The sequence below is a fragment of the Parasphingorhabdus flavimaris genome, from assembly GCF_013371215.1.
GTDB classification, from domain to species: domain Bacteria; phylum Pseudomonadota; class Alphaproteobacteria; order Sphingomonadales; family Sphingomonadaceae; genus Parasphingorhabdus; species Parasphingorhabdus flavimaris.
Genome location: NZ_JABWMH010000001.1, coordinates 561,861 through 585,114, shown reverse-complemented (window position 1 = coordinate 585,114; position 23,254 = coordinate 561,861). Strand labels below are relative to the sequence as shown.

Annotated in this window: 16 protein-coding genes; 7 read left to right on the top strand and 9 right to left on the bottom strand. The window is 56.8% G+C overall.

Going from position 1 to position 23,254, the window contains the following annotated elements:
• Positions 1 to 6: 6 nt before the first annotated feature.
• On the bottom strand, positions 7 to 1,932 hold the full coding sequence (cysN, locus tag HUO14_RS02790) for a sulfate adenylyltransferase subunit CysN (protein ID WP_176278345.1): 1,926 nt from the start codon (positions 1,930 to 1,932) through the stop codon (positions 7 to 9).
• Positions 1,932 to 2,792: a sulfate adenylyltransferase subunit CysD gene (cysD, locus tag HUO14_RS02785; RefSeq protein ID WP_246255285.1), complete on the bottom strand. Its 861-nt coding sequence runs from the start codon at positions 2,790 to 2,792 to the stop codon at positions 1,932 to 1,934. The genes cysN and cysD overlap by 1 nt, the downstream gene beginning before the upstream one ends.
• A 137-nt stretch (positions 2,793 to 2,929) precedes the next feature.
• Between cysD and HUO14_RS02780 the strand changes: the two genes are divergently transcribed.
• Positions 2,930 to 4,030: a helix-turn-helix transcriptional regulator gene (locus HUO14_RS02780; protein ID WP_176278343.1), complete on the top strand. Its 1,101-nt coding sequence runs from the start codon at positions 2,930 to 2,932 to the stop codon at positions 4,028 to 4,030.
• Positions 4,031 to 4,058: 28 nt separating this feature from the next.
• On the opposite strand, the gene eda is transcribed toward HUO14_RS02780, so the two are convergent.
• Genes eda through zwf form a run of 5 tightly spaced genes read right to left on the bottom strand, consistent with a single transcriptional unit; the run spans position 4,059 to position 9,549 of the window.
• Positions 4,059 to 4,670 carry a bifunctional 4-hydroxy-2-oxoglutarate aldolase/2-dehydro-3-deoxy-phosphogluconate aldolase gene (gene eda, locus HUO14_RS02775; protein ID WP_176278342.1) on the bottom strand — a complete coding sequence of 204 codons (612 nt, stop codon included), beginning with the start codon at positions 4,668 to 4,670 and terminating at the stop codon, positions 4,059 to 4,061.
• The gene (gene glk / locus HUO14_RS02770) at positions 4,667 to 5,638 is read right to left on the bottom strand and encodes a glucokinase (RefSeq protein WP_176278341.1); all 972 of its coding nucleotides are present in this window, start codon (positions 5,636 to 5,638) and stop codon (positions 4,667 to 4,669) included. The genes eda and glk overlap by 4 nt, the downstream gene beginning before the upstream one ends.
• The gene (gene edd / locus HUO14_RS02765) at positions 5,638 to 7,473 is read right to left on the bottom strand and encodes a phosphogluconate dehydratase (RefSeq protein ID WP_176278340.1); all 1,836 of its coding nucleotides are present in this window, start codon (positions 7,471 to 7,473) and stop codon (positions 5,638 to 5,640) included. Before edd ends, glk begins: the two co-directional genes overlap by 1 nt.
• Positions 7,470 to 8,114: a 6-phosphogluconolactonase gene (locus HUO14_RS02760; protein ID WP_246255181.1), complete on the bottom strand. Its 645-nt coding sequence runs from the start codon at positions 8,112 to 8,114 to the stop codon at positions 7,470 to 7,472. Before HUO14_RS02760 ends, edd begins: the two co-directional genes overlap by 4 nt.
• On the bottom strand, positions 8,107 to 9,549 hold the full coding sequence (gene zwf, locus HUO14_RS02755) for a glucose-6-phosphate dehydrogenase (RefSeq protein WP_176278339.1): 1,443 nt from the start codon (positions 9,547 to 9,549) through the stop codon (positions 8,107 to 8,109). The genes HUO14_RS02760 and zwf overlap by 8 nt, the downstream gene beginning before the upstream one ends.
• 207 nt (positions 9,550 to 9,756) lie before the next feature.
• On the opposite strand from zwf, the gene bglX reads away from it, so the two are divergent.
• Complete coding sequence (gene bglX / locus HUO14_RS02750; protein ID WP_217907890.1) at positions 9,757 to 12,060, top strand: beta-glucosidase BglX; 2,304 nt, start codon at positions 9,757 to 9,759, stop codon at positions 12,058 to 12,060.
• Positions 12,057 to 13,097 (top strand): SMP-30/gluconolactonase/LRE family protein, encoded by a 1,041-nt coding sequence (locus HUO14_RS02745; RefSeq protein WP_176278338.1) that lies wholly within the window; start codon positions 12,057 to 12,059, stop codon positions 13,095 to 13,097. Before bglX ends, HUO14_RS02745 begins: the two co-directional genes overlap by 4 nt.
• Before the next feature lie 75 nt (positions 13,098 to 13,172).
• Here the strand turns inward: HUO14_RS02745 and HUO14_RS02740 are convergent, their stop codons facing one another.
• Positions 13,173 to 14,201, bottom strand: a complete 1,029-nt coding sequence (locus HUO14_RS02740; RefSeq protein ID WP_176278337.1) for a LacI family DNA-binding transcriptional regulator — start codon at positions 14,199 to 14,201, stop codon at positions 13,173 to 13,175.
• A 352-nt stretch (positions 14,202 to 14,553) separates the two neighbouring features.
• Between HUO14_RS02740 and HUO14_RS02735 the strand changes: the two genes are divergently transcribed.
• From HUO14_RS02735 to HUO14_RS02720, 4 genes are all read left to right on the top strand, one after another.
• Positions 14,554 to 15,858, top strand: a complete 1,305-nt coding sequence (locus HUO14_RS02735) for a sugar MFS transporter (RefSeq protein ID WP_176278336.1) — start codon at positions 14,554 to 14,556, stop codon at positions 15,856 to 15,858.
• A 533-nt stretch (positions 15,859 to 16,391) separates the two neighbouring features.
• Entirely contained in the window at positions 16,392 to 19,019 is a 2,628-nt protein-coding gene (locus HUO14_RS02730) for a TonB-dependent receptor (protein WP_176278335.1), read from the top strand.
• Positions 19,020 to 19,094: 75 nt separating this feature from the next.
• Positions 19,095 to 21,092 carry a tetratricopeptide repeat-containing sulfotransferase family protein gene (locus HUO14_RS02725; protein ID WP_176278334.1) on the top strand — a complete coding sequence of 666 codons (1,998 nt, stop codon included), beginning with the start codon at positions 19,095 to 19,097 and terminating at the stop codon, positions 21,090 to 21,092.
• Entirely contained in the window at positions 21,089 to 22,699 is a 1,611-nt protein-coding gene (locus HUO14_RS02720) for a BCCT family transporter (protein WP_217907889.1), read from the top strand. The genes HUO14_RS02725 and HUO14_RS02720 overlap by 4 nt, the downstream gene beginning before the upstream one ends.
• Before the next feature lie 91 nt (positions 22,700 to 22,790).
• On the opposite strand, the gene HUO14_RS02715 is transcribed toward HUO14_RS02720, so the two are convergent.
• Positions 22,791 to 23,162 carry a tRNA-binding protein gene (locus tag HUO14_RS02715; RefSeq protein ID WP_176278333.1) on the bottom strand — a complete coding sequence of 124 codons (372 nt, stop codon included), beginning with the start codon at positions 23,160 to 23,162 and terminating at the stop codon, positions 22,791 to 22,793.
• Between the last annotated feature and the right edge of the window lie 92 nt (positions 23,163 to 23,254).

Sequence of the window (23,254 nt, the reverse complement as noted above, 5' to 3'; positions counted from 1 at the left end):
TATCGCTCATTTCAACGGCATGATCTGGCGGATGATATAATCGGCGGCTTCCGCCGGTGTCATCTCGACGGTATTCACGCGGATTTCCGGGTTTTCCGGGGGCTCGTAGGGGCTGTCGATACCGGTGAAGTTTTTCAGCTGACCGCTGCGGGCTTTCTTGTAAAGCCCCTTCACGTCACGCTCTTCGGCCACAGCGAGTGGCGTATCGACGAAAATCTCGATAAATTCATCCTCGGGCAGCATTTCACGCACCATTTTCCGCTCGGCGCGGAACGGACTGATGAAGGCGGTCAACACGATCAATCCCGCGTCGGTCATCAGCTTTGCCACTTCGCCGACGCGCCGGATATTCTCGATCCGGTCCGCTTCGGTAAAGCCGAGATCCTTGTTGAGACCGTGCCGGACATTGTCGCCGTCGAGCAGGAACGTGTGGCGGTTCATCAGATTGAGGCTTTTTTCCACCTCATTGGCGATGGTCGACTTGCCCGAGCCCGAGAGGCCGGTGAACCACAGGACCCGCGGGGTCTGGTTTTTGAGCAGCCCGTGCTCTTCGCGGGTTATTGTCGTTGCCTGCCAGTGAACGTTGGCGGCGCGGCGCAGGCTGAAATGCAGCATACCGGCGGCAACCGTAGCATTGGTGATCTTGTCGACCAGAATGAAGCCGCCGAGTGCGCGGCTGTCAGCATAAGATTCGAACACGATCGGCTTGTCGGTATGGACTTCGGCAACACCGATGGCGTTGAGCTCCAGCGTCTTGGCAGCAAGCCGCTCCATCGTGTTGATGTTGATCTCATATTTCGGTTCCTGCACCGAGACGCTGACCGTCTGGGTGGCCAGCTTGAGCCAATAGCCGCGGCCCGGTTTGAGCGCTTCACCGCTCATCCAGACGATGGTGGATTCGAACTGGTCGGAAATCTCAGGCGGATCGTCCGCACAAGCAATGACGTCTCCGCGCGAGCAGTCGATTTCGTCATCAAGGAGAATGGTAACCGACTGGCCAGCTACCGCTTCATCGAGTTCGCCATCGAGGGTGACGATACTCTTGACGGTGCTGTTCTTGCCGGACGGGACGATCCGGACCGGATCGCCCTTCTTCACAATACCGGTGGAAATCAGTCCGGAGAAGCCGCGGAAATCGAGATTGGGGCGGTTGACCCATTGCACCGGCATGCGGAACGGTTTCTCCTGCGCAGCATTGGTCGCGATCTCGATATTCTCGAGATGGGCGATCAGCGCACGCCCGCCGTACCAAGGCATATTGGCCGATGGCGCGTCGGTGATATTGTCGCCCCGGAAGCCCGAAATCGGGATCGCGGTGAAGCTTTCTATGCCGATTTCCGCAGCAAATTCGCCATATTCTCTGACGATATTGTCAAATATGTCCTGATCATAATCAACCAGATCCATCTTATTCACGGCCAGAACCAGATTCTTGATGCCGAGCAAATGGGCGAGATAGGAATGACGGCGGGTCTGGACCAGCACGCCTTTGCGCGCATCGATCAGGATGACCGCGGCGTCTGCGGTCGAGGCGCCGGTGACCATATTGCGGGTATATTGTTCGTGGCCCGGGGTATCGGCGACGATGAACTTGCGTTTCTCGGTCGCGAAAAACCGGTAGGCGACGTCAATGGTGATGCCCTGCTCGCGCTCGGCGGCAAGACCGTCCACCAGCAGCGCAAAATCTATCTCCTGCCCCTGCGTGCCCGATTTCCTGCTATCCGCTTCCAGCGCAGCCAGCTGGTCCTCAAAGATCATCTTGCTGTCGTAGAGCAGCCGGCCGATCAGCGTGCTCTTGCCATCGTCGACGCTGCCGCAAGTGATGAACCGGAGCAATTCCTTGTTCTGGTGCTGGGCGAGATAGGCGTCAATATCCTCCCCGATCAGCGCGTCGGTTCTGTAGATCGGGTCTTTTCCGCTGCTATCGGTCATCAGAAATAGCCCTCCTGCTTCTTCTTCTCCATGCCGGCGCCACCTTCGTCCTTGTCGATCACGCGCCCCTGCCTTTCGCTGGTGGTGGTCAGCAGCATTTCCTGCACCACTTCGGCAAGAGTCGAGGCGGTGCTCTCGACCGCTCCGGTCAACGGGAAACATCCCAATGTGCGAAAGCGTACGGACCGGTTGGTGATTTCCGGCTTGTGGCCCATCACCTGTTCCAGCCGTCCGATATCATCGGCCATGAACAGGCTGCCTTCGTGCATGTATGTCGGGCGCATGGCGGCGAAATAAAGCGGCACGATCTCAATATTTTCCGCCATGATATATTGCCAGATGTCCAGCTCGGTCCAGTTGCTGATCGGAAAAACACGGATGCTTTCGCCCTTGGCTTTCCTGGCGTTATAGAGGTTCCACAATTCCGGCCGCTGGTTTTTTGGGTCCCAGCCGTGGCTGGCGGTGCGGAATGAAAAGACACGCTCTTTCGCGCGGCTTTTCTCTTCGTCGCGCCGCGCGCCACCGAAGGCCACATCAAAGCCATGGAGGTCGAGCGCCTGTTTCAGGCCCTCTGTCTTCCACATGTCGGTATGGAGCGGACCGTGATCAAACGGGTTGATGCCGCGTTCTTTCGCTTCCGCATTGTGATGGACGATCAATTCCATACCCGCATCCTCCGCCGCCTTTTCGCGCAGCGCGTACATGTCCTTGAATTTCCAGGTCGTATCGACGTGGAGCAACGGAAATGGGGGAGGAGATGGATAAAAGGCCTTTTTCGCGAGATGCAGCAGAACCGCGCTATCCTTGCCGACGCTGTACATCATCACCGGCTTTTGCGCCTCGGCAACGACTTCGCGCATGATATGAATGGCTTCGGCTTCGAGCCGCTCTAAATGGGTCAGGATACGGGTCACTAGGGGGTCCAGTTCTGTTCGTTCGAATGTGTCATAGGCGCTTTTGAGTCGCATGCAGTTCCCATATGGGATATGCGTGACGAATGTCGGTGATATTGAGCGAAGAACATGACCTGATCGCGGCCCTGCACCGCGGCACGCTCGGCGCGCCGCCATGGGAGAATTTTCTCGCGCAATTGAAACGCAGAACCGCAGCTGACTACGCCAATCTGTTTTTTCAGGGTGACCATGACTGGTTGCAATCCGTCCAGATTCCGGCCGCCAGACCGGGTTCCGATGATATCAACGAAATTTACCAGAAAGACTTCGGAAAGGTCGCGGCGTTGCCGCATTATGCGATGCGGCTCAACCGGGTCTATTCTCTCGACGAATTTCTCGACCCCGATGATCCGCGCCAGAGCCGGTTCAAAGCGCTGTTCCTGCGGGACCCGAATGTGCGCTTCGCCCGCATCATGCGGGTTGCAGAACCCAATGGCGGGCAAATCTGGATTTCGCTGGGCCGCAAGGATAGCAATTTCTCTGCCAGCGACGGCGCATTGCTGGGCGCCCTCGCCAACCATCTGGCGATCGCCGCCGGCACCCATTCAGAGCTGGAGCGGCAGAGGCTGAAAGCGGGCATTTCTGCCGACGCGATCATGCGGCTCAATTTCGGCTGGTTCATGCTCGACGGCTCCGGCCGGATCATCGACATGAGCGAACAGGCGGAAGCGCTCGTGCAGGAGGCACAGACATTGCGCAAATCTCCCGATGGACGGCTGGTAGCCGAACGCGCCGATGCCCAGGGTGTCTTGCGCCAATTTCTGAAAATGCGTCAGGCTGGGGAAAGCGTGGTGCGGACCGTGCATCTGTCGGACGAGCCATGGCTGGATATGCTGCTCACCAATCCACCAGCAGACCTGCCCGGCGCGATTCAGCCCGTGGCCATCGCCTTTGTCCATGGCGAGCGATCCAGCAGCGCCGAGCGCAGCGACCATCTGGCCAATCTTTTCGGCCTCACGATCCAGGAAGCGCGGCTTGCGCTGCATATAAGCCATGGCGTCACGATCAGGGAAGCCGCGACCTTGCTCGGCCTGACCCACGAAACCGCCAGGCTCTATTCAAAACGGATATATGCCAAGACCGGGACGCGCGGTCAGGCCGATCTGGTGCGCCTGATTCTGGCGAGCATCGTCGCGCTGACCTAGGGCGGAGATCAGTTGCGCGTCAAATATGTCAGTTGGCTTGCGAAACGGCCCTGGCATTCGCCGCTATCAAATCGCTATCGATCGGCCCGGCTGGCACGACCCAGCTTCCTCCAACGCACAGGACCTGCGGCAATGCCAGCCAGCCAGCCATCAAATCCTCCGTAATGCCGCCGGTCGGACAGAATTTGCACCCACCAAAGGGACCCGCGAGCGCCTTCAGCGACGCAATGCCCCCCGAAGCCACTGCCGGGAAAAATTTGAAATGCTCGAGCCCGAGATCCAATCCGCGCATGATGTCTCCGGCAGTGGCGATCCCAGGAAGAAATGGTATTCCCCCTGCAATTGCGGCTCGACCCAGTTTATTGGTCAGGCCCGGCGATACGATGAATTCGGCACCCGCAGACATCGCAGCGTCGAGCTGGGTTTCATTCGTCACTGTCCCAGCACCGACGATCGCGCCGTCTACTTGTGCCATTTCTTCAATTGCTTCCAGGGCGGCATCCGTCCGCAAGGTAACTTCCAAAACATTGAGACCGCCAGCGACCAGTGCCCGCGCAATCGGAATGGCGCCCGCAACATTATCGATGACCAGCACCGGTATGACAGGCGCCGTTCGCATGATCCGCTCGATCGGTTTCATCGGTGTTCCTTGATAAAGGCCCCGGCCGCGCCGAACAGGCCGGGTTGGTCATGGAGCAGTTGCCTGACCGGAATTTGCTCCATCAACGATTGGAAGCGCCCCTTCGCTTTGAATCTTTCGCGAAAGCCTGATGATGGCAGGCGATGTCCGATCCGGCTTCCCACGCCGCCAGCAATCACCACAGAACCGGCGCCTTGCGCCAGCGTGATGTCACCGGCAAATGCGCCAAAACACAAACAGAACCGGTCGAATGCGGCGGAAGCGAGACTGTCTTCACCGGACAGAGCCAGCTGCCAGAGAGCCTTGTCATCCATGCGTCTGGTCGCCTGCCCCTCAACCTCGGCGAGCACGTGGTAAATGGTCTGGAGAGCCGGCCCCGAGACCACCCGTTCAACCGAGACACGACCATGTTCGCTGCGCAAATGCTTGAGCAATCGGTCTTCGACATCGTCATGCGGTGCAAAATCGATATGCCCGCCTTCGGTTTCGGTTACCTGATAATCGCCCCCCTGCCGCATCACATGCGCAACACCCATGCCGGTTCCGGGACCCAGAACCGTAATCAATCCTTTTTCATTGAGCGGAATATCGGGTCCGCAAATATGCTTGAAATGCTCATTCTCCAGCAACGCCACGGCATGGCCGACCGCACCGAAATCATTGACCAGACTATAGCGTTCCAGCCTCAGTTTTTCCCTGATCAAGTGGGGACGGATCATCCAGCTGTTGTTGGTCAGGTGCAGCACATCGCCGCCAACCGGTCCAGCCACCGCTATGGCGCCATCGGATGGAAGCTTGCGTCCTACTTCCTCTCCATAAGCCTCCCACGCGATCTGGAGGCTCGCATGATCCGCGCTGTTCATGGTGATCTGGTGATCGAGGCGCGCGATATGACCATCCTCTACGACGGCTATGGCAAATCTGGCGTGTGTACCGCCAATGTCGGCAACCATGATTTCCTGGATCATTAGAGGCCCGCCTCGCTCAACATTGCAGAACCGCCCATTTCAGCCTCGTCACAATGGTGGCGCAGCATTGCAAAAAGCTCGCGCCCTGTGCCGAGCGGTCGCGGCGGTGGCGGAGCCGCAGAGCGACTTTCCCACTCCAGCTCATCCGCCAATATCTCGAGGACTCCCTCTTGCGCGCAAACCCTTATCAAATCGCCGTCCCGTAATTTACCCAGTGGTCCGCCCTTGTACGCTTCGGGAGAGACATGAATGGCCGACGGAATTTTACCGCTGGCGCCCGACATTCTGCCATCCGTGACGAAGGCAACCTTGAAACCCCGGTCCTGCAAAACACCCAGCGGCGAACTCAATTTGTGAAGTTCCGGCATCCCGTTGGCCGCCGGGCCCTGGAACCGGACAACGACCACCACGTCTCTTTCCAGCTCGCCTGCCTTGAAAGCGGCCATAACATCATTTTGATCGTCAAAGACCAGGGCCGGCGCTTCGATGGTCCAACGGGATTGATCAACCGCACTGGTTTTCATCGTTGCCCTGCCGAGATTGCCCTTCAGGAGACGCAGGCCGCCGTCGGGTTTGAACGGGTCGCTAACGGGCTTTAATATGCTCTCGTCCAGGCTGGTTGCAGGGGCAGCCTTGAACGCGAGCCTGTCTTGGGCGATATAGGGCTCCTGCGCGCCGTCCCTGAGCGATGCACCATAGACGGTTTTGATATCGCCGTGCGCGAGTCCGGCATCGACCAGCTCGCGAATGACAAAGGGCATGCCGCCTGCCGCCGCAAAATAGTTCACGTCACCGGCACCATTGGGATAAATGGCGGCGATCAGCGGCACCGCTTTTGAAAGCTCGTCCATATCATCCCAGTCCAGGATGATCCCAGCCGCTCTTGCAATCGCGGGGAGATGCAGGACATGGTTGGTCGAACCGCCGGTCGCGAGCAGACCCACGACCGCGTTGACGATCGCCTTCTCATCAATGCAATGACCCAGTGGTCGATAATCCGTGGCGGAATCTTCGCCGACACCCCATCCGATCTCGGTCACCCGATGCACTGCGGCCCGGGTCAGTTCCTGACGGAGCTTGTTGCCGGGATTGACAAAACTGCTGCCCGGAACATGGAGGCCCATCATCTCCATCATCATCTGGTTGGAGTTGGCGGTGCCGAAAAAGGTGCAGGTCCCGGCGCCGTGATAGCTGGCGCTCTCGGCGTCGAGCAATTCCTGCTTTCCGATCTTGCCTTCCGCAAACAGCTGACGAACGCGTATCTTTTCCTTGTTGGCGAGACCCGAAGGCATCGGCCCCGCCGGAACCAAGATCGTTGGCAGGTGACCGAAACGCAAAGCGCCGATCAGCAGCCCGGGGACAATCTTGTCGCAGATTCCGAGCAGCAGCGCTCCCTCGAACATTCCGTGGCTGAGCGCAATCGCAGTGCTCATCGCGATCACGTCGCGGCTGAACAGCGAAAGCTCCATACTGTCCTGGCCCTGGGTGACGCCGTCGCACATCGCCGGCACGCCACCGGCGATCTGGGCCGTCGCGCCTTTTTCACGCGCGAAAATCTTTATCTGTTCCGGATAGCGCCCATAAGGCTGGTGGGCCGACAGCATGTCATTATAAGCGGTGACCACGCCAATATTCATCGTCTTGCCACCACGAATGGCGGCCTTGTCGTCGCCACTGGCAGCGAAACCATGGGCCAGATTTCCGCAGGACAATGTCGGCCTGTGAACCCCGGCTTCACGCTGCCTGTCGATCAGGTCGAGATAGGCGCTACGCGACGGGCGCGATCGCTCGATGATCCTGCCGGTGACTTTTTCGACTGTCGGGTGCAATGTCATGAGCGGCTCCAAAAGATCGTGATCGGACAGTTCGCTCGCCGGAACAGCCGCGCAACCGGTACGTCCGTATCGCCAGCTATGGCCGCTTCGAGAATGTTTTTCTTGTCGCAGCCGCGCACCACCAGGATGATTTCCCGGGTCGCAGTCAGCGCGGCCATGTTCAGACTGAGCCTCTCAAATGGCGCCTCGACCGGCAACGGATCAGGAACCGTGTGGATGACCGCCGGACTGTCCTGATCATCGCAGGTCATGTTCGGAAAAAGCGAGGCTATATGACCGTCTGCACCCATGCCCAGCCAGACCAGATCAAACGGCGCAACCTGATTTCCGCGAACCAGTGGTTCTATATGCGCAGCTGTAGCGTCAAAGGCCCTGGCGAGCTTGGCCTGGTTGCTGGCGGGGTGCCTGATGGGCACGATCCTGTCGTCGGTCAAACTGATTGTCACCGTTCCCCAGGGCAAGGTCTGACGGGAGAGAATATCGAAAATTGCGATCGGCGTGTTGCCGCCGGGAACCGCGATGCGATGCGGGCCGGGCTGTTCGACAATCTTGGCGACATGGTCCGCCACGCCTAGCGCATCGGTCTTGACCGCCCAGCTGATCGGGGCCGATGCAGATATTTCAGATTGCATATCAGTCATTCCAGCTCACCCCGTCCCGTTCGGTCAGCGCGATCGCGGCAGACGGCCCCCAGCTTCCGGAACCATATGATTTTACGGCCACGTCATTTGCTTCCCAGACCTTGCGGATGGCGTCGATCCAATGCCATTGCGCCTCGACCTCGTCCCTGCGGACGAACAATGTCGGGTCACCCTCAATCAGGTCGATCAACAGCCTTTCGTAAGCGATCCGCTTGCGGGTTTTTGAAAATGCCTGGGTCAGCGAGAGATCAAGCGGGACTTCGCGCAACACGATGCCGTCGCGGTCCAGCCCTGGCTCTTTCGCCATGACCTGAAGCCGGACATATTCTTCGGGTTGCAGACGGATGACCAACCGGTTCGCGTTCAGCCTGGTCCCGCCGCGCGCAAAAATATTGTGCGGCACGCTTTTGAACTGGACAACGATTTCGCTCCGTCGTTCGGCGAGCCGCTTGCCGGTCCGGATGTAGAACGGCACGCCCTGCCAGCGCCAGTTATCGACAAAGACTTTCAGCGCGACAAAGGTTTCCGTCTCCGAACTGTCGCCAAGATTATCCTGATAGGACGAAACCGCCTCGCCCTTGACCGCGCCATTGCCATATTGCCCGCGAACAACATGTTCGGCAATCACCGGGCGCAAGGAACGCAGCACCTTGACCTTCTCGTCGCGAACCGAGGTGGCGTCGAGATTTGCAGGCGGCTCCATTGCGATAAGCCCGACAAGCTGCAGAATATGATTCTGCACCATGTCGCGCAACGCGCCGGTTTTCTCATAAAAGCTGTGACGCCCTTCCAGTCCGACGGTTTCGGCAACCGTAATCTCGATATGGTCGATACCATTTGAATTCCACAATGGCTCGAACATCATGTTGGCGAAACGCAATGCCATCAGATTCTGGACGGTTTCCTTGCCGAGATAATGGTCGATCCTGAAGATCCGTCCCTCGGGAAATGCCTCGGCCACTGCATCGTTGATCGCATTAGAGGATTGCAGATCGTTGCCCAGCGGTTTTTCAAGACCGATGCGGACATTTTCGCCGGTCAGTCCAGCGGACTTCAATCCCGCGATAGTCGCTTCGAACAAGGTTGGTGCGGTCGAGAGGAAGATGGCGAGACCGCCCGAAATGTCACCAATCTTGCTCGCCAGATCGCCGAAACCCTTGGTCGATGACGCATCCAGTTGCTGATAGGAAAGGCGTTTCAGAAAACCGGATATCTGGTCCTTTGTCTGACGATCATCGGGCAGATATTGTTCCAGAGCCGATTCCGCCATGTCGCGGAATTCCCGATCGTCCAGTTCGCTGCGCGCCGTGCCGACGATCTTCACATCGGCGTCGATCAGCTCATCTTCGTGCAGCGCATAGAGCGACGGCAAAAGCATGCGCTTGGACAGATCCCCGGTTGCGCCGAAAAGCAATAATGTCGCCGAACTGTTCATATTCTTTCAACCGGCCCCTGTTTTGACAACAAGACGGACCGTTGCCGCCTTGCTCGAGAAGCCTTCATGACAGCGTTGTCAGGAAAAGGCAATCGCGCAGGTGTAAATTCACGACATGGCAAGGCACATAAAGGGTGAGCATGATCGCTGACAACAACTATTGACAAGGTTGTCATTGATGATTGATGATGGCACAAGGGAGAGAAGATGATGATCAAGCACATGCTTGCCCTCGCGAGTCTGTTGCTGGGCTGCCTGGCTGTTACTGGCGCAGAAGCGAGCGCCGATGAGGAAATCCGACAGCCTGCAGCCCGAGGCGACCATATCGAATCATTGCTGCGCCAGATGACGCTGGAAGAAAAGGTCGGACAGCTGACCCAGGCCGCTGGCGGTCGTTCCAAGAATCTCAATTCCAAACTGACAGCGGAAGAACTGGACCGGGTCCGCGCCGGTCGGGTTGGCTCTTATCTGCATGTTGCCGGAGCGGAGCCTTTGCGCGAATTACAACGCGTTGCGGTGGAGGAAAGCCGGCTGAAAATTCCTTTGCTGTTCGCGATGGATGTGGTCCACGGTTACCGCACGATTTTTCCGGTTCCGCTGGCCATCACCGCCAGCTGGGACCCCGAACAATGGGAAACCACTGCCCGAATTTCGGCCCGGGAGGCTGCGTCGAGCGGCCTTCACTGGACCTTTGCCCCCATGGTGGATATCACCCGCGATCCACGGTGGGGGCGGGTTGTCGAAGGATCCGGCGAAGACCCCTATCTCGGCAGCATCATGGCAGCGGCGCAGGTCCGCGGCTATCAGGGCGAGGATCTGGCCGCAGCTGATACTGTAATGGCAGCAACCAAGCATTTCGGCGCTTATGGCGCGCCAACCGGCGGTCGCGATTATGGCAGCGCGGACATTTCCGAACGCAGCCTGCACGAAACATATCTACCGCCATTCCACGCCGCAATGACCGCCGGAACCGGCAGCTATATGACGGCATTCAACGATATTGCCGGACGACCGACCACCGCCAATGCCGATCTGGTCAATGGCACGCTGAGATCGAAATGGGGTTTTGACGGCATGATCGTCAGCGACTGGAACGCGATCGCGGAACTGATGAATCACGGCATAGCGACCACTCGGAGCGAAGCCGGAGCGCTCGCGATTTCCGCAGGCGTCGACATGGACATGATGAGTCTGGTCTATGCCGACGATCTGCCGGCTGCTGTTGCCAGCAACCCTGTTCTGTTGCAGCATCTCGACAATGCCGTTCGCAACGTGCTCAAAGCCAAGCAGAAGCTGGGACTGTTCGACGATCCTTTCATCTATCACGATACCGCCAAAGAAGCGGCGATGTTGCGCGCGCAAGATCATATCGATGCCGCCCGCCGGGTAGCGGTCCGCTCGATCGTGATGCTGAAAAACGACAATGCCATTCTGCCGCTTGCCGGCACGAAGAAACGGATTGCGGTTATCGGGTCGCTCGCGACGGACAGGCAAAGCCAGCTGGGCTCTTGGCGTGCACGGGGGGATAAAGCCGAAGTCATCAGCTTGCTGGACGGGATCAAGGCAGGCGCCGGTAAAGGCGCCGTCGTCAACCATGCAGCCGGCATCGACGCCGACAATCCCGATGCCCTGAAAGGTGCGGTCGCACTTGCGAATGACAGCGACATCGTCATTCTGGTGACCGGTGAAGATTATGACTTGAGCGGCGAAGCGCGTAGCAGGTCGGATATTTCATTGCCCCGGGATCAGCAAAGACTGGCTGACGCCATATTGGCGGTGGACAAGCCGGTTATCGTCGCACTGGCCGGCGGCCGTCCCCTGGCAGTTCCGGGTCTCGCGGAGAAGGCGGACGCTATCCTTATGACCTGGTTTCTGGGCAACCAGGCCGGTCCGGCGCTGGCCGACGTGATTTTCGGCAAGGCCGCTCCGGGCGGCAAGCTGCCGATCAGCTTTCCGCGCGCGACTGGACAAGTTCCATATTCCTACGGCGAATATCCCTCCGGTCGTCCGGCCGATCCCGACCCGGCAAAGGACACCAACCGATATAGCGACCTGCCGATCACGCCGCTCTATCCCTTCGGCCATGGCCTGAGCTACGGCGATATCGAGCTCAGCAATCTTGAACTGGGTTCGCCGACAATGGATGGCTCGACCCCGATCGAGATATCCGCGACACTGACCAACAACGGCAAGCTTGCAGGCGACGAAACGGTGCAGCTATATTTGCGTGATCGTCACTCCACCATCGCCCAGCCGCAGAAAATTTTGCGCGGGTTCAGGCGGCTGAGCCTCAAGCCTCAGGAGAAAAAGACGGTCAGCTTCACGCCGACCAGCGATCAGCTTGCCTTTTTCGGGCCGGACGGCAAATGGCGCAGCGAAGCGGGAATGTTCGATGTCATGGTGGGAAGCTCTGCCGAAACCATCGTGCTGACCGGTGCGTTCGAGCTGACCGAGACTGTCGAAAGCAAGGTTCCGGCATCGGCAATCGCAACCGGCGTGACGGTTCAATGAGCTTGCGGCGGCGGGAAGTTGTCGGTGGTATCGCCGCCGTCACGATCGCCAGCTGCGTGCCCCGTGATCGCGCGGCCGAAACCAAATCCACTTCATCGCCCGCGGTTGAATCCTTCTCGCCCGATCTCGCCGCTATTGTTGATCCGGCGGCACAGTTGGAGATGCTCGCCACCGGCTTCTCCTGGTCCGAAGGTCCGGTGTGGGATCAAAAGCGCAGCCGCCTCTATTTCTCCGACGTCCCCCAGAATATTGTCTTCATGTGGAGCGAGGAAACGGGTCTGGCGATCTATCTCAAGCCATCGGGCCTGCCGGATGGCGAGGACCCTGCCCCGTTTGACAGCGCCGGCATCAACGGCATGTGGATTGGCAGGGACGGACGGCTGATCGCCGCCAGCCATGGCAAGCGCGCGGTCACCAGGATTGACATTGACAGCAAGGTCGAAACAATTCTCGCGGACAAATATCGGGGCAAACTGCTGAACAGCCCGAACGACCTGATAGAAGACCGGCACGGAAATATCTATTTCACCGACCCGCCCTATGGTCTGAAAGATGGCGACCAGTCGCCGCTGAAGCAGCAAGCGCATAATGGCGTCTATCGACTGGACAAGAAGGGGTCGGTCCGCCTGATCAACGCCAGCCTGACCCGGCCCAATGGCATTGCCCTGTCACCGGACCAGAGCATATTATATGTTGCGCAGTCTGATCCCGGGCATCAAATCATCAAATCCTATGCCATTGGACGAGATGGAAGCATCAACGACGAACGGGTCTTCTTCGACGCGCAAAGCCTGGCTGACGACGCGTCGCCGGGATTGCCGGACGGGATGTGCATAGCGGAGACCGGTCATATATTCGCAACCGGGCCAGGCGGCGTGCTGATCCTTTCGCCCCGCGGTCAGCTTCTCGGACGAATTCTTACAGGAAAGGCTTGCGCCAATTGCGCCTTTGGAGACGATGGGCGAACGCTTTACATGACGGCTAGCGACACTCTGCTGCGCATCCCGCTCAAGATTCGCGGCATCGGATTTCGCTAGATGAAGCCAGTCGCCTGTTCGTGATCCAGGCAGGGTCTGATTCACCCCAAGCCTAAGACATTATCGAAAATGGACCTATTGCGCCGGCAGCGCCGCGGCAGATTCCCGTACGATAACAGAATGATCGAGGAAAATATTATTCTCGGTCTTGTCACCGTTCAACCGACGCGAACTATTGTCGGACAGAAGACTGATCGCTCGCGCGGCGAGGTCGGCCATCGGCTGACGCACGGTGGTCAGCTGCGGACTGATGATCGCGGCGATTGATGTATCGTCAAAGCCGACAATTGACAGTTCGCCGGGCACATCGATATGCCGGCGATAGGCCGCCGCGATCGTGGCTGCCGCCATATCGTCGTTGCTGGCGAAAATGGCGGTCGGCGGCGTTTCCATATCCAGCAGCGACTCTGCACACTGCAGTCCGCTGGCATAATCAAAAAAGCCCTGTCGGATCAAGTTCTCGTCGGGTTCGAGCCCGAATTTGGCCAGCGCCTCGCAATATCCCTGATAGCGTTTGCTGGACGCCCCGTGATCGGGGTGACCGCGAATATAGCCGATCCGGCGATGACCGAGGTTCAAAAGATATTCGGTAATGTCCCGCGCGGCCGCGATATCATCGATATTCACCGACAGACGAGCCGCATCAGGGTCATTCGGGCCGATCAGCACATAGCTGACATTCTGCGATTCCAGCAGAGCGATGACGTCGGGATCATCGCACAGCGGCGGCGTGATGATCAAACCCACCGGCGTCAGATTCTGCAAGATCCGCTTTACGCCCTCGATGCCGTCGGGACATTCGTCAAGCACCAGCTGCATCGAGAGCTCGTGGCATTGCTTGAGCGCCCCGAGGTGAACATTCTCGAGATAGCCGGGACTCGGATTGTTCACGAGAAGACCGACTATCTGTGCAGAGCCGGCCCGCAAGGTACGGGCCGCCTGATTGAGCTTGTAATTGAGCTTTTCGGAGGCCTCGAGGACCGCAACCCGGGTTTCCTCGCGTACGTAAATCTCTTCGTTCAGGACCCGGGAAACGGTTTTCAGCGAAACCCCGGCTTCGCGCGCAACATCAACCATCGTCGATCGGCGTGATGTTTGCGTCATATGTTTCCCTCCAATTTGGTCCGTAGCCCATAGCCCAGTTATCATGCAGCATGTCAACCGCTAGGCCGTGCAGGACAACCTTGTCATAACATAATTTGAGAACAACCTCCCCTGCAATGATTTTCGGTCATTTTGCTGATGAGGATATTGCAGCAGAACGCATCCAGCGGTCGCCGTGAACGCTCGAACGTCGCGCCGGCCGGGATGATCCCGGATGGCCAAACCCGGATGCCGGTTCCGTGACGTTCGTTTCGACCGGGATGACGATCTTTCGAGAAACTCGACGCGAATAATATTGCAATGACAACCTTGTCAGGATATGTTTTCAAAAAACATAATCGGGAGAGAGACATTGGCAACACCAATTCCAAACGCATCGGACAGTCCTGCGTCCGGCAATCATATCAGCGCCGGCGGCAAGACCACTCTGGTGCTGTTGCTCGTTTTCGCGGTCTTCTTCCTGCTGGCGGGTGTAACCAATATCAACGACGCGCTGGTCGCGAAGTTCAAGGCGATGTTCCAGCTTTCCAATTTTGAAGCCAATCTGGTGCAATTCGCCTTCTTCATGAGCTATGCACTATTCTCCATTCCTTCCGGCATGCTCTTGCGAAAAATAGGTTTTATACGAGGGTTCATCCTCGGATTCCTGATTATCGCGGCGGCATCGCTGCTGTTCATTCCGGCGGCCAACAGCGGCGTTTATCTGAATTTTCTGGGAGCATTGTTCCTCATCGGGGGCGGGATTACCTTGCTGCAGGTGGCGATGAACCCGCTGGTGACCACGCTCGGCCCGCCGGAGACCTCGCACAGCCGGCTGACCTTTGCCCAGATGTTCAACTCGCTCGGAGCATTCCTGATCGTGAGCTTTGGCGCACGCTATATATTGGGCGAGAAATCCGACGTTGATCCGACCACCCTGTCGGCACCGGCGCTCGAAGCATTTCGCGTTTCGGAAGCCAGCGTCATTACCGATGTCTATATCGCGGTTGCGGTGGCGATGATCGCGATTGCCGCATTTTTCTTCCTGTTTCGCAATGTCATGGACAAGACCGAAGCGGAAAAAGTCAAAGTCGAAGGCACCTGGAGCCTGCTCGTCAACGACAAGCGCCTGCAATTCGGTGCGCTCTGCATCTTTTTATACGTTGGCGCAGAAGTCACCATCGGCAGCAATCTGGTCACCTATCTCGGCCAGGAGCGGGTGATGAACCTCAGCCATGAATCGGCGGCGGCCCTGCTCGGCTATTATTGGGGCGGCGCGCTGGTTGGCCGTTTTGTCGGCGCCTTTCTCCTGCGTATATTCAAACCCGGCAAGGTGCTGATGACCTTCGCCGCGACCGCTATCGCGCTGATCGCGATATCGTCCTTCAGCAGCGGATCGATTTCGGGATGGACATTGACGCTGGTCGGCTTGTTCAATTCCATCATGTTCCCGACGATTTTCAGCCTCGCAACCGAAGGCATGAAATCGGACAAGGCAGCGCAGGCGTCGGGCATATTGGCCACCGCGATTGTCGGCGGTGCGATACTCCCCGCTGTCTACGGGCTTGTCGCCGATATCACGAGCCTGACGGCGGCCCTGCTCGTTCCGGTGACTTGTTATGTGATCATCGCATCCTACGGCCTTTACGCAGAACGGCAGCGGCAAAAGGCCGGCTGAGCAGCGACAACCGATCGGGAGCAGCCTTGGCTTTGCCAGGACGGAGGCGGTGACCGGTGATCTCGATGCTGATCTTGCCTGCATTCAAGAAGTGCCATTGGGTGGCAATAACGAAATACCAGCCCGTATTTCGACTAGGCTCGGCTCATCACAATCGGACGAGGCCCGGACGGATGCGCATGCTCTGAATGTGTGCTATTTTTACCCGATTTATCCGCAATAGCTGTTTTTGCGCCTAATATCGCGTGACCGCGTCGTACCGAGACAATAAATTATACTACCTGTGATATTTCTGCAAAAAATAAAGATAATCAGTCACTTAAGAACATCTAAATTCCGTATTCGGGAATTTCATCAGCTGAAAATTGAACACCACGGTTCACAAAACACAAATAATCATTATAGAAAGCTTCCATATTGAAGGCCAAACTCGCCGGGGGCATTTTTTTTGGCTTTGCAATGGGTTCGATAGGTTTCACCAGTCGGACGTGTTTTTCCCCAATAGTTGTAACGAAAAAACACCAGAGGTTTATTTGATTTATTTGAAAACGGGCGCATCGCTCGCGGTTATCGCGGCGCTGGGCTGTGCTACGGCACAAGCTCAGGAAACAGACAATCAAACGCAGAAACGGGGCGTGCAGGAAATAGTCGTTACGGCTACCAAACGCACTGCGGATTTGCAGGATGTTCCGGTCGCGGTTCAGGCCCTGGGCTCTGAAACGCTCGACCAATTGGGCGTCGCGGTTTTTGACGATTATCTGCAGCAATTGCCCGGCGTTACCGCTGGCGGCGGCGGACCTGGGCAAAGCACCATCTATATTCGCGGTCTTGCATCGACCACTCCCAATCTGACAACCGCCGGGGTTGCCGGTCTTGCGCCCAATGTCGCACTTTATCTTGACGAGCAGCCGGTATCGCAGCCGGGCCGCAATCTGGACGTTTACGCAGCCGATCTTGAGCGCGTGGAAGTATTGTCCGGGCCGCAAGGCACATTGTTCGGCGCCAGCTCGCAAGCGGGTACAGTACGCCTGATCACGAACAAGCCGGTTCTCGGGCAGTTGCAGGCGAAAGTTAAGTCTGGCCTCGCTTTCACGAAAAGCGGTGATCCGAGCTACAATGTCGAAGCCATGATCAACATTCCGGTTACCGATCGCTTCGCCGTTCGTGCCGTTGGCTATTACGACAACAAGGGCGGCTATATCGACAATGTCGCCGGAACACGTAGCACCATCGAAAGTGCACGCTTCCGTCCCGCTGGAACGGTGCGCGACAATGGCGTCCCCGTGAGTGGATCTCGCGCAGGCTTTCAGGCCGGCGCTGATCTGAGCGGTGTCAATTTCCTATTGGCTGATAACTCGGCGCTGGCGGAAAAGAACTTCAACGATACGCAATATCTCGGGTTCCGGGTAAGCGGTAAATACGAGTTCTCAAACGACTGGAGCCTGACCGTGGCCCATGCCCGTCAGGGGCTGGATTCCGACGGCGTCTTCTTTGAAGATCCGACGCTTGATGACTTGCAGATCGAACGTTTTGAACAGGATGAAATCAAGGATGATTTCAGCAACACCAGCTGGACCCTTGAAGGGCGGATCGGCGCACTGGAACTGGTTTATACCGGCGCATATACCAAGCGTGAAACCAGCCAGCGGGTAGATTATTCGGACTATCTGTTTGTAGGGCAATATCTGCCTTATTATATCTGTGACGGGTCGGTCTCCTATCCGGGCGGCGCTCCATCAGGAACATGTCAGGCACCAAATCTGCTCGTCAATTCCCGCACCGAAACCGAAGTGATGACGCATGAGTTGCGTTTCAATACTCCGGAATATCAACCGTTGCGCCTGACCGCCGGCGGTTTTTACAGCGATCTGGAATTGTCGGAACGTAACGACTTCACCTATCCCGGTAGCACCGCGATCGATCTTTTTGGCGGCTCTTTCCCCGATAATTTTTCGCAACCCGGCGTCTTTAACACCGACAGCGGTGCTTATCCGGCAGGCGTGATCTTCCGCAACGATGTGCGTCGTACCGACAAGCAGTTCGGGATATTCGGTGAGGCCACCTATGACATCTCGGATCAATTCGCGATCACTCTGGGCGCGCGATATTATGATGTGGAAGTCGATCTCGAAGGTAGCGCGAACTCTTCTTTCTGTAATTCAAGCGGCGTTGACGAAAATGCCTTTGGCACGAACATCAGCGACCTTTATGATGGCGACGGCAGCTTTACTTTCATAGGCAGCTGCAACGACGCCTTGCGGCAGACGTTCACCGAGGGCCAAACCGTAGCGGAGATTCAAGCCGCGGGATTGAGTCCGGCGCAAGCGCAGCAAGTGTTCAACTCGCTGAGCGCACCGGACAAGGCAAAGACCGACGGCTTTATCTTCAAGGCCAACCTGACGTGGACACCGACCGAAGACCTGCTGTTTTATGCGACTTATTCGGAAGGCTTCCGTCCTGGTCTGTTGAACCGGCCAGGCGGAGCGCAAAGTCCCGGTGGATTTACCGTTCCCTTCGCGCTGGAAACCGATGACGTCACCAATTACGAGTTCGGTTGGAAAACTTCGCTCTTTGACAACCAGTTGCGGTTCAATGGTAATGCCTTTTTCGTGGATGTGCAGAATTTGCAGACGACGATCTTTGATACGAGCATCACCAATCTGTTTTTCTCGGACAATGCAGCCAATGCAGAAATAAGGGGTATCGAGGCAGACCTTACGGTTGCTCCTTATTCGCTGAGTGGCTTAACGGTAAGCGCGGCTTTCTCCATATTGGATACGGAGATTACCGAGGTACTCACACCGACTGACGATGTTGTAGCCGGACGCAGCCTCGCTTATGCGCCGAGCTTCCAGGGCAATATCCGGGCCCGCTACGAATGGGGTGTCTTCGGGGACTGGACAGCCCATGTTCAGCCGCAGGTTAACTATTCTGCGTCTTCGGCCACCGATATTATCGAGATCAACCGGATAACATTGGATAGCTGGACAACATACGGCTTGTCCGCGGGTCTCAGCGATGACACATGGTCATTGGAGATATTCGGTGACAATTTGACGGATGAACGCGCTGAAATCAGCGGCAATTTTGTCTATGATCGTGCGCGTATCACGGTCAATCGTCCGCTTACTGTCGGCGCACGGGTTTCGTTCTCATATTGAGAATAATCAAATCGAGGGAAAGCCTGCCGACCGGTTGGCTTTCCCTTGCATTGAAGGATAGCAAGACGCGCGCGAATGACTGAACCCGGTCTTGATACAGAAGAACAGCTAAAACAGGCGCGCGCTCATATGTATGAGGGGCGTTTTGATGCTGCGATGCAATCTGCTGCGACTGTCTTGCGGCATGACGCAAAGAATATCGACGCGCTTTATATAAAGGCCGTTTGCGAGCGGTATCTCGGACATGCTGATCAAGCGCTCGAAAGCGTCGAGTTGCTGAAAAGCCTGTCACCGGATTTTGGCCGTGCGTATCAAGAAGAAGGCCATATCTTCAAAGCCATGGGCGACGATGAAAGCGCGCTGGCTGCCTATCGCCGGGCGTGTCAGTGCAATCCGATGCTTGAAGCGAGCTGGAAAGCACAAGGCGACATATTTGATCGCCAAGGTCGCGGCGATGCGGCAAGGGAAGCGCGGGGCCAAGCGCAACGCATAGCCGGCACCCCGAAGCCATTGGTCGCGGTGTCCCATCTCCTCTACGAGGGCAAACTGGTCAAAGCGGAGCATGCCTGCCGCCATTTCCTGCAAACCAATCCCCATAATATCGAAGCGATGCGATTGCTGGCGGATATCGGATCGCGTCTGGGCATATTGGAAGATGCGGATTTCCTGCTCGAAAGCGCGCTGGAATTTGAGCCGGACAATATCCAGGTCCGGATTGATTATATCCAGATACTTCGCAAGCGTCAGAAATTCTCCGAAGCCCTGAAGCAAAGCGAAATATTATATCAGCGTGACCCGGAAAACGCGATTTTCCAATCGCTTTTTGCAATCGAATCCATGCAGACAGGCGACTATGATCGCGCCCTGGACCTGTTTGAGAAGGTCTTGATACAGCTTCCCGACGATCCGGTCACATTGACCTCCAAGGGACACGCGCTGAAGACTTGTGGCCGTCATGACGAGGCCGTCCGGTCCTATCAGAAAGCGTTTGAATCGGATCCCGGCTATGGCGATGCCTATTACGGACTTGCAAATCTCAAGACCTATCGCTTCAGCGATGAAGAGCTCGCCCTGATGGAATTACAGGCACAGGGCAATCGTCTCAGCTATCAGAACCGGATCCATATCTGCTTTGCGCTCGGCAAGGCTTATGAAGACCGCAAGGAATATGACACGTCCTTTGGCTATTATGATCGCGGAAATGAACTGAAGCGCGTGCAGTCGCGCTACGATGCGGATCAGATGACCGCGGAGCTGCAAGCGCAGATCAAGGTCTGCACGCCGGCCCTGTTCGAAAAGCAAGCGGGCAAGGGCCATGAGGCGCCCGATCCGATTTTCATATTGGGCCTGCCGCGTGCCGGATCGACCCTGCTGGAACAGATACTCGCATCGCATAGCCAGATCGACGGGACGCTCGAGCTGCCCAACATATTGTCATTGGCACACCGGCTGCGAAGAGGGAAACAGGCGAGCAATGACTCGCTATATCCCGAAGTTCTGCATGATCTGGATGCCAGCCAGTTGCGCGATATGGGGCGTGACTTTATCGAGAGCACCCGCATCCACCGGCAGGGCGCTCCGTATTTCATTGATAAAATGCCGAATAATTTCCGGCATATCGGCCTGATCAAACTCATATTACCCAATGCGAAAATCATTGATGCACGGCGGGAACCGATGGCGTGCTGTTTTTCCGGTTTCAAGCAGCTGTTCGCCGAAGGGCAGGAATTCACTTACGGCCTGGACGATATAGGCCGCTATTACCGCGACTATGTGCAGTTGATGGCACATTGGGACACGGTATTGCCTGGCGCAGTGTTGCGGGTACAGCATGAAGATGTGCTCGACGACCTCGAAGGGCAAGTCCACCGGATGCTGGAGTATCTGGGCCTTCCGTTCGAGCAGGGCTGCATCGATTTCCACCAGACAGAACGGGCCGTTCGCACGGCCAGTTCGGAACAGGTGCGCCAACCAATCACCAAAACGAGCGTCGATCTTTGGCGCCATTATCAATCGCATTTACAGCCGCTGAAAGATGCGTTGGAAAATACAGCAATGGAGCGTCAAGCGTGAGCGGAACCGAGACAGCAATTACGGACGAAATCGACAGTGGTTACGAGACCGATTATGAAGCGGGTCAGGACAATGTAAATACGTTCGGGCTGGAGATGCACAATCCGGTCTTCTTCGTCAGTGCCTTCCTGATTATCACATTCGTACTCCTGTCCTTGATATACCCGCATATCTCTCAAAAGGGGCTCGAAGCCACCAAAGCCTGGACGCTGCAATATTTCGACTGGTTCTTTGTCATAGCGACCAACTTCGTTTTGCTTTTCTGTGTTGCCCTCGCGGTCTCGCCGTTGGGTAAAATTCGTTTGGGCGGGGCAGATGCCAAGCCGGAGTTCGGGATAGCTTCCTGGATTGCGATGTTGTTTTCGGCCGGTGTCGGAATTGGCATGCTGTTCTACGGTGCCGCCGAGCCGATGGCCTATTATACCGATTGGGGCGGAACACCGCTGAACGTCGAGGCACTGACACCTGAGGCAGAACGTCTGGCGCTGGCTGCCACCGTCTTTCACTGGGGCCTGACCCCTTGGGCGGTCTATGCCGTGATCGGCCTCGCGCTTGCCTTTTTCTTCTTCAACAAAGGGCTGCCGCTAACCATTCGCTCTGCTTTCTATCCGATATTGGGTGAAAGAATATGGGGATGGCCCGGACATTTCATCGACATTCTTGCCGTGATTGCCACCCTGTTCGGTTTGGCGACATCATTGGGTTTCGGCGCGCAGCAAGCAGCGACGGGCATCTCCTTTCTATTCGGCGTCGAGGCGAGCCTGACGTCTCAGCTGTTGCTGATCGTCGTCATTTCCGGCCTTGCGATCATTTCGGTGATGCGCGGCATGGACGGCGGCATAAAATTGCTGAGCAATATAAATATGGTCCTCGCCGCATCGCTGCTCGCCTTTGTTTTTATCGCAGGACCGACGATGGCAATATTCAGCGGCTTTGGGACGGCGATCACAAGCTATGTCGAATATGCCATTCCGTTGAGCAACTGGAACGACCGGGCGGACAGGATCTGGTATCACGGCTGGACCATTTTCTACTGGGCCTGGTGGGTAAGCTGGTCACCCTTTGTCGGCATGTTCATCGCCCGTATTTCCAAAGGCCGCACTATTCGACAGTTTTTGACCGTGGTACTCATAGTGCCGGTGATCGTCGCCATCATATGGTTTACGACATTCGGCGTTACGGCAATCGAGCAAGTCAAGGAAGGCGTCGGCCAATTGCCTGACGGTATAAACGAAGTACCGCTTGTGCTTTTCCAGATGCTCGAGAATATGCCCTTTCCCTTTTTCGCCTCCTGCCTCGCGATTGTCCTGTTGATCATATTTTTTGTGACCTCCTCGGATTCCGGTTCGCTGGTCATTGATGCGATAACCGCCGGCGGCAGAACCGATGCGCCCGTGGCACAGCGTATTTTCTGGGCGGTATTGCAAGGCCTGGTAGCCGCGGCATTATTGGTCGGTGGCGGAGCGGCAGCCCTGGGCACGCTGCAGGCCGGAGCGATCGCAAGCGGCCTGCCGTTCACAGTCGTATTGCTTGTCTGCTGTTACAGTCTGTTCAAGGGCTTGATGTCAGAATATCAACTGTTGAAGGCTGGCAAGGTCGCCGATTGACGACAGATTTGGTCAACCTGGTCCCGTCTCTATCCTCGTTCATGGAGGACATTGGCGCTATGGTCCAAATGCATCGACGAGGGCGCCGCGCTCAGAAAAGCCGGCTGCCGACCGGAACCTCTATATCGGGTTTGAACAGGACCACATGACCGGACGCATCCGGGAATCCCAGCGTGAGAACCTCGGACATGAATTTGCCGATCTGCCGGGGAGCAAAATTGACGACCGCAGCAACTTGCCGATCCAGCAGTTCCTCAAGCCGATAATTTTCGGTGATCTGCGCCGACGACCGCTTTGTTCCGATAGCAGGGCCGAAATCGATCAATAATTTATAAGCCGGCTTTCGCGCTTCCGGAAATGGTTTCACCTCGATAATCCGTCCTACCCGGACATCCACAGAAAGGAATTGTTCGAAGTTGATCAACTCACAGGCGGGCGCGTCAGGGTCGTGATTTACATGCATAACGCATTTTCTAGCATCATGGCTTCGCTACGCCAGCAGTTATTATGGCATTTCAATGATAAATACTGGTGCGCCTAGAAGGAGACTCTTCG